This is a genomic window from Micromonospora sp. LOL_021, assembly GCF_048060215.1.
In the GTDB taxonomy this organism is placed as follows: Bacteria; Actinomycetota; Actinomycetes; order Mycobacteriales; family Micromonosporaceae; genus Micromonospora_E.
Genome location: NZ_JBHMIN010000002.1, coordinates 223,784 through 236,756, shown reverse-complemented (window position 1 = coordinate 236,756; position 12,973 = coordinate 223,784). Strand labels below are relative to the sequence as shown.

At 72.0% G+C, this 12,973-nt stretch carries 10 protein-coding genes; 5 read left to right on the top strand and 5 right to left on the bottom strand.

Annotated elements, in window-relative coordinates; all coding sequences use genetic code 11:
• Positions 1-521: 521 nt before the first annotated feature.
• From ACFHWT_RS03230 to ACFHWT_RS03220, 3 genes are read left to right on the top strand one after another with little or no spacing between them, the layout of a single operon-like run.
• Complete coding sequence (locus tag ACFHWT_RS03230) at positions 522-1,586, top strand: cellulose binding domain-containing protein (RefSeq protein ID WP_416593057.1); 1,065 nt, start codon at positions 522-524, stop codon at positions 1,584-1,586.
• Between the two features lie 48 nt (positions 1,587-1,634).
• Positions 1,635-2,303: a winged helix-turn-helix domain-containing protein gene (locus ACFHWT_RS03225; RefSeq protein WP_416593056.1), complete on the top strand. Its 669-nt coding sequence runs from the start codon at positions 1,635-1,637 to the stop codon at positions 2,301-2,303.
• A gap of 28 nt (positions 2,304-2,331) precedes the next feature.
• The gene (locus tag ACFHWT_RS03220) at positions 2,332-3,630 is read left to right on the top strand and encodes a sensor histidine kinase (protein ID WP_416593055.1); all 1,299 of its coding nucleotides are present in this window, start codon (positions 2,332-2,334) and stop codon (positions 3,628-3,630) included.
• A gap of 45 nt (positions 3,631-3,675) precedes the next feature.
• Here ACFHWT_RS03220 and ACFHWT_RS03215 read toward each other — a convergent pair whose 3' ends face one another.
• On the bottom strand, positions 3,676-4,158 hold the full coding sequence (locus tag ACFHWT_RS03215; protein WP_416593054.1) for a hypothetical protein: 483 nt from the start codon (positions 4,156-4,158) through the stop codon (positions 3,676-3,678).
• A gap of 59 nt (positions 4,159-4,217) precedes the next feature.
• Between ACFHWT_RS03215 and ACFHWT_RS03210 the strand changes: the two genes are divergently transcribed.
• Positions 4,218-5,360, top strand: a complete 1,143-nt coding sequence (locus ACFHWT_RS03210; RefSeq protein WP_416593053.1) for a branched-chain amino acid ABC transporter substrate-binding protein — start codon at positions 4,218-4,220, stop codon at positions 5,358-5,360.
• Positions 5,361-5,411: 51 nt separating this feature from the next.
• Complete coding sequence (locus ACFHWT_RS03205) at positions 5,412-6,173, top strand: hypothetical protein (protein ID WP_416593052.1); 762 nt, start codon at positions 5,412-5,414, stop codon at positions 6,171-6,173.
• A gap of 45 nt (positions 6,174-6,218) precedes the next feature.
• On the opposite strand, the gene ACFHWT_RS03200 is transcribed toward ACFHWT_RS03205, so the two are convergent.
• From ACFHWT_RS03200 to ACFHWT_RS03185, 4 genes are all read right to left on the bottom strand, one after another.
• Entirely contained in the window at positions 6,219-7,097 is an 879-nt protein-coding gene (locus ACFHWT_RS03200; protein WP_416593051.1) for a peptidase, read from the bottom strand.
• A 1-nt stretch (position 7,098) separates the two neighbouring features.
• Positions 7,099-8,448, bottom strand: coding sequence for a VWA domain-containing protein (locus ACFHWT_RS03195; protein ID WP_416593050.1), 1,350 nt, complete (start codon positions 8,446-8,448; stop codon positions 7,099-7,101).
• A gap of 87 nt (positions 8,449-8,535) precedes the next feature.
• Entirely contained in the window at positions 8,536-11,811 is a 3,276-nt protein-coding gene (locus ACFHWT_RS03190) for a methyltransferase domain-containing protein (protein WP_416593049.1), read from the bottom strand.
• Between the two features lie 181 nt (positions 11,812-11,992).
• Positions 11,993-12,928 carry a glycosyltransferase family 2 protein gene (locus ACFHWT_RS03185; RefSeq protein WP_416593048.1) on the bottom strand — a complete coding sequence of 312 codons (936 nt, stop codon included), beginning with the start codon at positions 12,926-12,928 and terminating at the stop codon, positions 11,993-11,995.
• Positions 12,929-12,973 lie beyond the last annotated feature (45 nt).

The following is a 12,973-nucleotide window of genomic DNA, read 5'->3' as shown; positions in this document are numbered from 1 at the left end:
CCGGACTCCGCCGCCAGCCCGCGCACCACCTGTCGAGAGGAGGTGGAACCAGAGCCACTCGCGTGGCCCGGCTCCCGCGCGTCACGCACGACCTGGACGCCAGACCGCTCGTGCGTGTGTAGCAACTGATGGTGGGGACGGGGGTTGCCCTCCCCGTCCCCACGCTAGTCCCCGATTGTTACGGCGGGGAATCGCCGACAAGTCAGGACCGCGACGCCGGTCCGTCCGACAGCGCTGCCCAGCCTGCCGATGAATCGGCAGGCTTCGTTGTGCATGGGGCCTGGAGCAGCAGCTGGCTGCCGCGCCCGATCCGCGGCGACGGTCGGACCGAGGTGCGTTTCGCCGTCGCAGAAGGTTCGAGCTCCGTCGATCGGTAGTGGGCAAGCTCACAGTCGGTTGATCCGCTGGTCGCGACCGGACGATCTCGTCGCCCGCTGTCGCGCGGTGGTGCCCGACTGATCGATCGACAATCATGGATGTCACAGTCGCTGGTCCGTCCCGGCGTCCGCACCGAAAGCGAGATGTCCATGCCGCAACCGCCGCACCACTGCCGCCGGTGGATCCGGCGCGATCCCAACCGCACACGACGCCAGCTCGGCGTCGCGGTCGCCGCCGCACTGCTCGGCCCACCCCTGCTGCCGGCGTCCGCGGCGCTCGCCGCAGCGGACACCGTGCCGCCGACCACCCCCGGCACCCCGACCGTCGCCGCGATCAGCACCACCGACGTCACCCTGGTCTGGACGGCGGCCACCGACGACGTCGGGGTGACCGGCTACGAGGTGGCCCGACTGCACACCGACTACATCGTGATCAGCACGACCCCCGACAACGAGATCACCATCGACGGTCTGGGGCCGTCGCAGACGTACCAGTTCTGGGTGTACGCGCTCGACGCCGCCGGCAACCGTTCGCCGGCCAGCCCGAGCCTGCGTCTGACCATGCCGCCCGGCGACGACCAACCACCCACCGCGCCCACCGCGCTGACCGCCACCACGATCGGCACCGACTCGGTCACCCTGCGGTGGCAGCCGTCCGCCGACAACGTCTACGTCGCCTGGTACGAGGTGCTGCGGATCAACCCCGACGGCTCCACCACCCCGGTGGCGACCGCCCCGCAACACCCACCGACCGGACCGACCGCCCGGGTCGGCGCACTACAACCGCAGACCGCGTACACCTTCGTGGTGCGGGCCCACGACGACGCCGGCAACACGTCACCACCGTCCGAGCCACTGACCGTGCGGACCCTGCCGGCGGCACCCGACTGCAAGGTCAGCTACCAGGTGGTGAACCACTGGCCCGGAGCCTTCCAGGCCCAGTTGACCATCCACAACGCCGGACCGGTCGTGATCGACGGCTGGACCCTGCGCTGGACCTTCCCCGGCGATCAGCAGATCAGCCACCTGTGGGGCGCCGAACCGATCGACCTGGTGCCGCCGGACATCACCGTCGCCAACACGACGTGGAACAGCCGGATCCCGGTCGGCGGCAGCGTACAGCTCGGTTTCGTGGTCAGGTACCCGGTCAGCAACCCGCCGCCGACGGACTTCCTGCTCAACGGCAACCGGTGCGCGTCCTCGGGTTGACCCTCGTCAAAGACGCGCTGGTGACGGCGGCTTGCTAGCCTCGCCCGCATGCGGGTGCTGGTGGTCGAGGACGACCCCGAGGTACGCAGTGCCGTCGTCACCGCGCTGCGCTCCGGCGGATTCGCCGTCGACCAGGCGGCCGACTGGAGCCAGGCCGACCTGAGCATGAGCATCAACGACTACGACTGCCTGGTGCTCGACCGGATCCTTCCGGAAGGCGACTCACTGCACCAGCTCGGGCACCGACGACGGGCCGGGCTCACCACACCGGCCCTGGTGCTCACCGCGCTGGACAGCGCCGGGGACCGGATCGCCGGCTTCCAGGCCGGCGTCGACGACTACGTGGTGAAGCCCTTCGTCACCGCCGAACTGGTGCTGCGGGTCCGGGCGCTCTGCCGACGCCGCGGCGCTACCACCCCGCCGCTGCTGCGGGTGGCGGATCTGGAGGTCGACGCCGCCCGCCGGGAGGTGCGCCGCGCCGGCGTCCTGCTGACGCTCACCCGCAAGGAGTTCGCCGTACTGGAGATGCTGCTGGTCCGGCGCCCGGCGGTGGTCACCCGCAGCGACCTGTTCGAACACTGCTGGGACGAGCTCGCCGACCCCAGCTCGAACGTGGTGGACGCGGTGGTCGCCCAGCTGCGCCGCAAGCTCGGCGAACCGCAGCTCATCCACACCGTACGCGGGGTCGGTTACCGGGTCGGCGGGGCGCCGTCGTGACCGCCGGTCGGGTCGGCGGGGCGCCGTCGTGAACCGCCGTGACCGGCGGGGCGGCAAGCCGCTGCAGACCGCCGACCGGCTGCGCAACCTGCGGATCCGGATCACGCTGCTGGTGATGGCGATCAACGTGGTCGGCCTGGCCGGGATGGGTGCCGTCGCGCTGCTGGTCGACGGACGGCAGCGCGACGAGGTGGTCGCCGCCGAGCTGCGGCGTACCGCCAGCACCGCCGCCGCCCTGCTCTACTACGAGTCCGGGGCGCTGCAACTCGACAAACTGTTCGACAACGCGGTCGCCAACGGCACCACCGCCGTCTACGTGTACGAGGCCGGCCGGACCGACCTCAGCCTGGTCTTCGCGTACCCGGCCCGGCTGCCGGTCGTCCCGCCGGACAACCTGCTGACACCGGCCCGGACGGTCTGGACCTCCGGCACCGAGCTCGCCGACGGAGTCGGCGACACCGCCGGTACCCCCACCCCGCTGCTCGCCGTACCGTTCGAGCACGCCGTCACCGGGGCGGTGGCCGGCGCCGTGGTGGTGCTCGGCGACACCGGGCCGGCCGAGACCGCCAACCGGCGGCTGGCCCTGGCCCTGGTCGCCGGCGGCGTCAGCTTCACCGCGCTGGCCTGCGCCGGCGGTTACCTGCTCGCCCGCCGTGGCACCGAGCCCATCGCCGACGCGCTCAACCAGCAGGAACGGTTCGTCGCCGACGCCGCGCACGAGCTGCGCACCCCGTTGACCGTGATCCGTGCCGTCTCCGAGACCGCGCTGGCCGAGCCGCAGCGCCGCCCGGCGGCGCTGCGCCAGGTGGTGCGTTCCGCCGACCGCCTCGCCGACTCGGTCTCTGTCCTGCTCACCCGGGCCCAGCTCGTCGCCGGCCTGCGTGACCTGCGCCGAGAGCCGTTCCGCCTGGACCAACTGGCTGAGGAGGTGCTGACCGACACCGTCGTCGCGCCGCACCGGGCGGTGCCGGTCACCGAGGCGGTGGTGGCGTACGGCGACCCGGCGCTGGTCCGGATCGCGCTGCGCAACCTGATCCAGAACGCGGTCCAGCACGGTCGGGCCGCCGACCAGCCGGCCGAGATCCGGCTCGAGGTCACCGCCGGACCGCCGACGGTACGGGTACGTGACCGCGGCACCGGGCTCAGCGAAGCCGTCGCCGCCGCGCCTGAGCAGCGGTTCCGCAGCGGCGCCGAGGACGGCACCGGGCTCGGGCTGGCCATCGCCAGCTGGGTGGCGCAACTGCACGGTGGGCAGCTGCGGCTGGTCAACGCCGAAGGCGGCGGTGCCGAGGCCCGGTTGCGGCTGCCCGGCGGTCAGGGCGGGTAGGACGGCATGCCCGAGCGGACAGGTCAGCGTGCCGGGACCACCCGATCAGGGCACGTAGACCGCGTTGTCGCCGTCGGGGCGGATCGCGAACCAGATGCCCGACTGGCCGTGACCGTTCGCGTCGCCGGGCATCCGGTCACCGGCGTAGCCGTACAGCGGCCAGCCGGCCAGGCTCAGCTGCCGGCTCCCGTCGGACCGGTCGAAGCAGCCGACCAGCTGCCGGTCGATCCCCTCCACCCGTACCTCGCCCTCGCAGGGTGCCGGAAGCCAGGATTGGCGGCACTGTCCCTCGCAGGCGGACCAGGTCGGTGCCGCGGTGTCCCGGTCGGACCGGTACAGCACGAACCCCTGCGCGTCGATGACGATCTCGTCCAGCGTCCGGGAGTCGACCGCGTACAACGCGGTGCCGGTCGCGGTGGACGACGGCGCGGCGGAGACACCCGCCGGGGTCCCCGCCCCGGGGTCGCTGCACCCGATGAGGACCAACCCGGTGAGGATCAGCACCGCGCCCCGTACAAATCGTCTCATCAAAACCTCACGCTCCTACCAGCAGGATATGCGGGTCATACCGGGTACAGGAGGTGGACGTGCGTACGTCGCTGCGGCCGACGGCGGTGCTCGGCCTGCTGACGGTGCTGACCGGATGCGTCGCGGCCGGCGGCGAGCAGCCGGCACCGGCCAGCGCCTGCGGCAGCCGCATCGCGGTCCTCGGCCCGCTCTCCGGCGACTCGGCCGACCTCGGCGGCAACGTCCGCGACGGTGCCCGACTGGCCTTCGACCAGTACCGGGCGGAGCATCCGGACTGCCCGGTGGAGCTGGTCGAGTTCGATTCGCAGGGCGACCCGAAGCAGGCCCCCGCGCTGGCCCAGCAGATCGTCAACGACGTCCGCATCATCGGGGTGGTCGGTCCGGGTTTCTCCGGCGAGGCCGAAGCGGCACTGCCGATCCTCGACCAGGGTGGCGTCGCCACGATCACCACCTCGGCGACCCGGACCGAACTCAGCGAACGCGGCTGGTCCACCTTTCACCGGCTGGTCGGCAACGACGCCGCGCAGGGGCGTGCCGCCGGTCGGTACATCGACCAGGCGTTGGGCGGCACGGCGGTGTTCGTCGTCGACGACGGTGGGGCGTACGGCCAGGGGCTGGCCGACCAGGTGGCCGCCAGACTCGGTGCCAAGGTGGTGCAGCGGGCGACGGTCGCCGCCGGAGCGACCGACTTCAGTGCGGTCGTCGGGCAGATCCGTTCCGCCGACGCCGACGTGGTCTTCTACGGCGGCTACTACGCGGAAGCCGGTCGGCTACGCCGCCAGCTTCGCGCGGCCGACGTCGCGGCGACCTTCGTCGCCGGTGACGGGGCGAAGGCGGACGGCTTTCTCCGCGAGGCCGGCGACGACGCCGAGACCGGGGTGGTGATCACCTGCCCCTGCCTGCCGCCGGAGCGGGCCGGGGCCGAGTTCCCGCAGCGCTACCGGGAACGCTTCGGGGTGGAGCCGGGTACCAACTCCGCCGAGTCGTACGACGCGGCGACGGTGTTCCTCGCCGGAATCCAGGCCGGGCACGGTGACCGGGCCGCGATGGCCGCGTTCGTCGACGACTACGACGGCTCCGGCGTCACCACCCGGATCGCCTGGACCGGCACCGGTGAGCTGGTGGCGTCGTCGGTGGTGGTCTGGGCGTTCCGCGTCCAGCAGGGCCGGTTCGTGGCGGAGCGGTCCATCCCGACAAGTTGACCTGCGCGCCCCTGACGGGCGCGTCCGTGAACGTGGCAGAGGAGTTCAGTCATGACCCTACCGACCACGGCCGGCGGTGCCGGCAACGCCTGCACCGGGGCGGACAACCGGCCCGGTGGTGGCACCGAGAAGGTGCTGCGCGCCGTCGCGGCCGGCCCGCTCGGCGCGTACCCGTTGCTCGAGGCCGCGTTCTGCTGGAACGAGCGGCGGCCGGTCGGCTGGCGCCGGCTGGGGCCGGCGTCGGCCACCGCGGACCGGCAGCTACCGGTGGCACAGACCGAGCAGCCGGCGGCTGCGGCCCGGACCGCCCGCCTGCTGTCCACGATCACCTGGTCGGTGACCAGCCCGGTTGGCGCATCCACCTCGCTGACCAGGGTGGAGGTGTCCTCGGACGGGTACCACCGGGTGTTACGGGCGTTGGCCGGCGCGTGGCGCGACGGGCGGCGGATGCTCGGCAGTCCCGGGCTGGCTGCCGCGCACTACCCCGCCGCGCTGGCCGTCTGGCGGATGGCCGCGCTGCTGGCTCCGGCGGACCGGACCGCCGGGGTGCTCGCCATCTCGGTGAGCACCCCGGCGGCGGCGCTGCTGCGAAGTGCCGCGCCGGCGTTGGCGCTGCCGCACACGGTCGTCGAGCGCAGCGGGCGCAGCACCGTGATCCGGGTGGACCGTCCGACGCTGTTCCGCCGGCTGCTGACCGAGATCGACCCGGCCGCCGCCGGTCCGAGCGACGGCACGCCTACCGGACGGCCGGTGGTGGCGGTCGGACGCCGGCTGCCGGCCGAGTCGATGCGCCGGCTGGCGGCCGCCGGTTGACCGGACCATCGGCCCGGCCGGCGGAGTCCGCAGCCGGTCAGCAGGTCAGCCGGCTGTGGCGGGGCCGGTCCGGCGGCGGGGCCGACGGGTCAGCCCGAAGCCGACCACGCCACCGACGGCGGCCAGTACGCCACCGGCCACCGTCCAGATCCATCGACTCGTCAGGCCGGGCAACCAGTCGCTGAACCAGCCGGCGACACTGTCCCACCAGGACTCTTCGCTGACCTGTTCGGCGGCGTCCGCCGTATCGGTGGCGTCGGCCGTATCGGTGGCGTCGGTTGCGCTGGTGAGCACCGCCCCTTGTCGTACGGTCGGCGTCAGCGGCGCCTCCAGCCGGCCGCCCTCCGGGCTGGTGTCGCCCGACATGTCGGCGCTCACCCGCAGCTCGACCTGCACCGGCAGACCGAGGTCCTGCTCCGGCAGGTCGGTGACCGAGAGCCGTACGTAGTAGGTGCCGGGCAGTGGATCGGCGGACCATGGCTCGGCCCAGGCCCGGACCTGCCGCAGTACGCAGCCCGCCCGTACCTGCCCGTCGGTGGCGGATCCGACGGGTGACTGCATGCCCGCAGTGCACGGCTGGCGGCGGCGCAGCCCGTCGAACACGTCGATGGTCCAGGTCGACGCACCGCTGCGCGTCGCAGGATCGGCGAGGGTCACGGTCGCCGCGATCGAGCTGGTCTGGCCGGCCTCGGCCGGGAACGACCAGTACAGGTACTCGCCGGTCGCGGCGGAGACCCGGACCGGCTGGTCGATGTGGACCGCCGCAGCGGTGAGGAACGACGTACCGGCCTTGGTGAGGGTGGCCTCCGCCGGCGCCGGGGTGGGGCCGTCGGCCGCCGCCGGGGTCGCGACGAGAAGGACTGCGGCGCCAGCGGCGCCGACGACCAGGCCGGTGCGGGTCAGCCGGAATCTACGACGGGTCAACTCAGCTCTCCTTCCAGACAGTCGTCCACCAGCGGGTCAGCCAGCCGGCGAGGACTCCGGTGACCAGCCCGGCGAGGCTGAGCACGATCAGCAGCAGCCAGCCGCGGCCCAGACCCGGGCTGTCCGGGGTGGGGGAGGCGGCCACCAGATCGACGGTGAGCTCGATAGGCATGCCCGGGGCGTCGCCGGCCCCGCCGGCAGCGGCGAACGAGTTGCTGACCACCAGGCAGACCTCGAACGGTGGTCGTTCCGCACCGGCGGCCGTCGGCGCGGCGGTGGACGCGGCACCGGTCGGCGTACCGGCCAGTTCAGAAGTTCCGTCGGTGTCGTCGGCCCGGTCGGTGTCGTCGGCCAGGTCGTCTTCCGGGCCAGCGGACCATCGCAGGCCGGTGGACAGTACGTCGGCCCGGCCGCTGCCGGCGTCGGTACCCCGGACCAGCTCACGGCCGTTGGGATGGACGGCGCGGAGCAGGATCCCGTAGTCCCGGTTCACCGGGCGGTCCAGCGCGATGCTGACCGAGGCGCGCAGCTCCTGGTCCGCTCGGATCGGTACGCGGTACCAGCGGTGCTCCTCGAAACGTTCCCGGTCGGTGTAGACACCGGCCGCGAGCAGCGGTGCCGCCGTGCAGTCGGTGCTGCCGGTGACCAGCTCCGGGGTCTGGGTGTAGGTGTCCTGGGCCCGGTCGACCAGCTGGTTGATCCGGTCGGCGAGCTGGTCGGCGCTCTGCGCGGTGGTGTACGTGCCGCCGGTGGCCCCGGCGATGCAGACCAGCTGTTGGCGGACCTTGTCGTCGAGGGTGAGGCCGAGCGTGTCGACGATCAGCCGGGTGCCCTGGGCGGCGAGTTCCCGGGCCACGTCACACGGGTCAGGCGGGGCGCAGGTGTCCTCGCCGTCGGTGATCAGGACGATGCGTCGGGCGGTCTCACCGGAGCCGAGGTCCTTGGCCGCCTCCCGCAGCGCCAGCCCGATCGGGGTGAAGCCGGTGGGCCGCAGGCTGGCGATCGCGGCCTTCGCCTGGTCGCGGTCGACCGGCCCGACCGGCACGATCTGCTGGGTGTCCTGGCAGCCGAGGGCCTTGTCGTCGCCGGGGTAGGTGGCGCCGAGGACCCGGATGCCGAGGTCGGTGCCGGCCGGCACGGCGTCGACGACCTCGTTGAACGCACGCTGGGCGACGGCCATCCGGGTCTGGCCGTTCATGTCGGGCTCCCGCATCGAGCCGCTGACGTCCAGGACCAGCTGCATCCGCAGGTTCTCGGTGGTCTCGTCGGCACCGGCGGGCGGGGTTCCGGGCAGGATGATGACGCCCAGTAGTCCGATCAGGACAACCTGGGCGATACGTCTGATGATCACCGGGCGATCTTAGTGATCATCCTATGTGCCCTCCACAGTGGCAGGGCGTGACCGGTGCTCGCCCGGGCGGTCGTCATGCGTACCGGCTCAGTCGCGGTGTGGGGTCTCGAACAGTTCGGTGACCATCTTGGCGTAGTCGCGGGCCATGTCGCCGAACTGGTAGCTGCGGGCGGCGGCCCGGGCCGCCAGCTCCACGTGCCTGCCGCGCAGCTCGGTCGAGGCCAGCAGGGCGTCGGTCAGTCCGTCGCGGGCCGCCGGATCGAAGCCGATGGTGTACGCCGGATCGAGCAGTGCGGTCAACGCGCCCACCCGTGGCGCCACCACCGGACGGCCGAACGAGACCGCCAGATGGAAGCTGCCCGAGTTGAGCACCGTACGGTACGGCAGCACCACCGTGTCCGCCGCCTTGAAGTAGAACTGGACCTCCTCGTCCGGGACCGGATCGAAGATCGCGGTGATCCGGGGGTCACGGTCGCAGCGTTCGGCCAGTCCGTCGCGCGGGTCTAGCCGTTTCGGCGCCCCCGCGACGATCAGTCGCAGCCGGGGATCCTGCTCGCCGGCCGCGTTGAACGCGTCGAGCAGCTCGCTGACCCCCTTGTACGGGCGGATCCCGCCGAAGAACAGCAGGACGTGGTCGTCGGCGGCGTACCCGAACCGGCGACGGGCCGCGAGTCGGCTCACCGAGTCGGGATACACCCCGAGGTAGCTGCTGTGCCGGACGATCCGGATCTTGTCCGGCGGCAGTGGGTAGTGTGGCGCGGTCGCCGCCACCGTCTCCGGGCAGAGCAGGTGCACGACATCGGCCTCGGCGGCGAGGTACCGGGCCAGCTCCCGCTCCACCTCCGGGAACTTCCACTCGTGCGGGAAGACGTTGTGGATGGTCCAGATCAGCCGGCCGCCCCGACGCCGTAGGTCGGCGATCCGGTGCTGGAACTCGGCCAGCCGCACCGCCGCCTGCTGGGCGTCGGTGGCCGGGTGCACGATCGGGTCGGTCCAGTGCACGTGCAGCACGTAGTTGTCCAGCCGCCCGGTGGCCAGGTGCGGGGCGGCGGAGACCCGGACGGCGTCGGCGACCGGGAACCAGCGCACCCCGACGTCGCGGAGCCCCGACATCAGCAGCTGCTGGTACGGATTGTCCAGGTAGTAGGGGTACGTGCCGACGAACCGGCTGTTGGCTCGGCGCGGCTGCGGGTCGAGCCCGTCGATCACCGCGTGCAGGTCCGCCGCCCGGCGGGCGAACGAGTGCCGCTCGCGTACCACCGCGGACAGCTGGCCGGCCAGCGCGACGGTACCGGCGGGGTCGCCGGTCAGCCGGGCGATCAGGTCGCCGAGGCTGGCCGCGTCGCTGTACGTGGGCAGCTGCGCCAGCCCGAGTTCGGCGAGCCCGATCCGGCAGTTCGTCAGTGGCAGCGCGCCCGCCGCCAGGCTCTCCAGCAGCCGGGAGTTGACGTTGCCGTACGGCCGGGTGGTGTGGTTGAGGTCGTCGAGCACCAGCAGCGCCCGCCGGTACAGGCCCGGCAGGTTGAAATAGCTGGTCGGGCCGCCGGCGTACCGGGAGAAGTACGGGTTCAGCCCGCGCTTCTCGCCGAAGACGACGAACGGGAAGGTGATGTCCACCCCGCGCAGGCACTGGTACAGGTGCCGCTCCCGGCCCCACGAGTTGACCGTCGTCACCGCGCCACCGCGGACCTGGTCGGTGTCGGGCAGGGTGAACAGCTCGGTGTCCACCCCGAGCGGCAGCAACCCGACCGGCCCGTCGTAGTGCTCGCGCAGCCGGCTGACCGAGGCGGAGGAGGAGGCGACCACCGTGTCGAACAGGGCGAGGTGCGGATGCTCCCGCCAGCGGTCGGTCTCGTTGCGGACCCAGGCGACGATCCGGCAGCGGTCCGGCACGGTCAGCGGGTCGAACGTCGGGATCATGGCGAGCGCCACGTCGGTCTCCGGTGGCAGCTCCGCCCAGCGCTCCGCCGGCAGGTACGCGACCTCGTAGCCGTGCCGCTGCAGGTAGCGGCCGATCCCGACGGCGACGTAGAGGTCGCCACGGCCGGCGTCCAGGTCGACGGTGGAGACGCAGAACGCCACCCGCACCGCGTCGGAGCGGTGAAACCGGTCCTGCGCGCAGGCCCGCCGGTAGGCGTCGCACAGCACCGGATCAGCGGTGAGCCCGTGGAACTGGGCCGGCACGTTGGTGGCCGGCGCCCTGCGGCCCTCCGAGCCGTCGGCACCGGCACCGGTGCCGGTCGTGGCGCGTCGGTTGGTCGACCGGCTCCGTCGGCGTTTGACGGCCCGCAGGCCCTCGTTCGGCCGGAACACGTACCGGACCATCTTTCCGGCCCGGTACGTGTTGCTGTTGGTCATCTTGTTGATCCGGGTCTGCAGCCTGGTAACCGTCTCCTGCAGTTCCTTGACCTTCTGCTGCGAGTCCTTCAACTTTGCCTGGAACTGCGTCCGTTCCTGCTCGGCCCGGCGCAGCGTCTCGCGGGCCTGCAGCGCGTCGAGTCGTTCCTGGCCGACCAGGTCCTGGGCGAGGCGGAACTGCTCGTCCAGTTGCCGGTGCCGGTGCTGGAGGTCGTCGAGTTGCGCGGTCAGCCGCTCGTTGACGGCCAGCGCGTCGAGGTGGGCCGAATGCTCGGCGGTGAGCCGCTGCTCGGCCAGGCTGATCCGGACCGCTTCGGTGGACGGCCGGCACTCCACGACGTACTGGTAGGTCTCGGCCTCCGCACCGAGCTGGGCCACCACCCGGCGCAGCTCGGCGCTGATCTCGAAGGCGCGGGCGCGGTGCGGAGTCTGCTCGGCGGACCGGATCGTCCGGTGTGTCGCGCTGACCAGGAACCCGTTCGACTCCAGCAGCGTCTGCATGCTGGTCCGGGTGAAGAAGCGCAGGTGGGTCGAGTCCAGCAGGCCCGTCCTGGTGTACTCGAAGTTGCCCGTCATCAACTCGATGATGATCGACTCGTGCGCCATGTTCGGGAAGCTGACGACCAGCAGACCGTCCGGCGCGAGGATCTTGTCGTCCCGCAGTGCGCGCAGGACGGAACCCGGTTCGATCAGATGCTCCAGCACGTCGGCGAGGATCACCACGTCGTACTCGCGGCCGGCCAGCGCACCGGGCCAGTCCGGTTCCCGCAGGTCGACGACCACTGTCTCCTGTACGCCGCCGGCCCGGGCCTCGGCGAGCGCCTCGGCGTCGACGTCGGCGCAGGTGACGGTGCGCCCCGCGACGGTGGCGAGCATGCTGGAGACGACGCCCGGCCCCGAGCCCAGATCGAGCACCCGGGGGCCACCGCTCGCCGCCAGCCGGTAGACGGCGGCGGCGGTGTTGTTGGTGTCCTCCGGCTCGAAGCTGTAGGAGTATCTGCTCACGTCCGCCTCCGCGGGTGCGCCGTGGGCCTCGTCGGCCGGGCGGTGCGTAGTGGGGGCGCAGGGGGTGGCTGAACAGCAACTTTACTGGATCAACGGGGTGACTGGCGGCGAAGCGACAGCAACCATGTCAAGTCCGGTTACCGGGCCGACCCGACCCGGTTAGCGAACCGCCCGTCTGCGGCTAGCCCGAGACGAGTGCGTCGATGTCGTCGCGGCGGCCGAGTCGACCGTCCCGGCCGTCGGCGAGAGCCAGTTCGACGAGCTTTTCGTAGCCGCCGCGCAACTGCGGGGCATGGGTGGCGACCTGCCGGAGCCAACAGGTGACGAACGCCTCGAGCTCCGACTCGATTTCGCTCAGCGGGGCGGTGAAGAACCGCTTGCTGAAGTGCAACCGGTTCCGGCACATGTAGTAGACGTAGTACGGCGGCGGGTACCTGCCGGCCGACCGTTTGTAGTGCCACACCCGGGAGTAGGGCGCGAGGACGGTGCGCCAGCCGGCCTGCTGGGCACGCAGGCAGTAGTCGGTCTCCTCGTAGTAGAGGAAGTAGTCCTCGGAGAGCAGGCCGATCTGGCGTAACGTCTCCCGGCGGATCAGGAAACACGCGCCGGTGACGTAGTCGACGTCGCGTACCGTCCCGTCCGGCACGGACGGATCGAACACCCCGGCGTCGGCGTGGTACGTGGACCCGTGGCCCTTGATCACGCCGCCGTTGAACAGGATGCGGGCCGGGTGTCCGCCGTCGAGGATGCGGCTGCCGACAATTCCGGCGTCCGGGTGCTCCTCGGCGGTGCGCAGCAGGCGGGTCAACGTCTGCGCGCTGACGACCGCATCCGGGTTGAGCAGCCAGACGAACTCGGCGGACGACGCCAGTGCGGCCCGGATCCCGATGTTGCAGCCGGCGGCGAAGCCGACGTTGTCACCGGCCGAGACGACCTCCACGGCCGGATCCAGCAGGTCGGTGAGATCGGGCCCGTGGTGCTCCCGCTCGGTGTTGTCGACAACGATCACCCGCTGGTCGGCGGTGTCACTGGCCTGCAACGAGGTGAGGCAACGGACAGTGTCGTCGTAGTACCGGTAGTTGACTACGACGGTTGCTACCCGCGGCCCGATCCGCACCGGTGACCTCCCGAACGGCAGGCGTCCGCAGCCGGTCCGTCCACC

Coding starts and splice junctions, on each gene's coding strand:
- ACFHWT_RS03225 (WP_416593056.1), top strand. CDS start 1,635: ATGCGGGTGCTGGTGGTCGAGGACGACCCCGAGGTACGCAGTGCCGTC.
- ACFHWT_RS03205 (WP_416593052.1), top strand. CDS start 5,412: ATGACCCTACCGACCACGGCCGGCGGTGCCGGCAACGCCTGCACCGGG.
- ACFHWT_RS03230 (WP_416593057.1), top strand. CDS start 522: ATGTCCATGCCGCAACCGCCGCACCACTGCCGCCGGTGGATCCGGCGC.
- ACFHWT_RS03215 (WP_416593054.1), bottom strand. CDS start 4,158: ATGAGACGATTTGTACGGGGCGCGGTGCTGATCCTCACCGGGTTGGTC.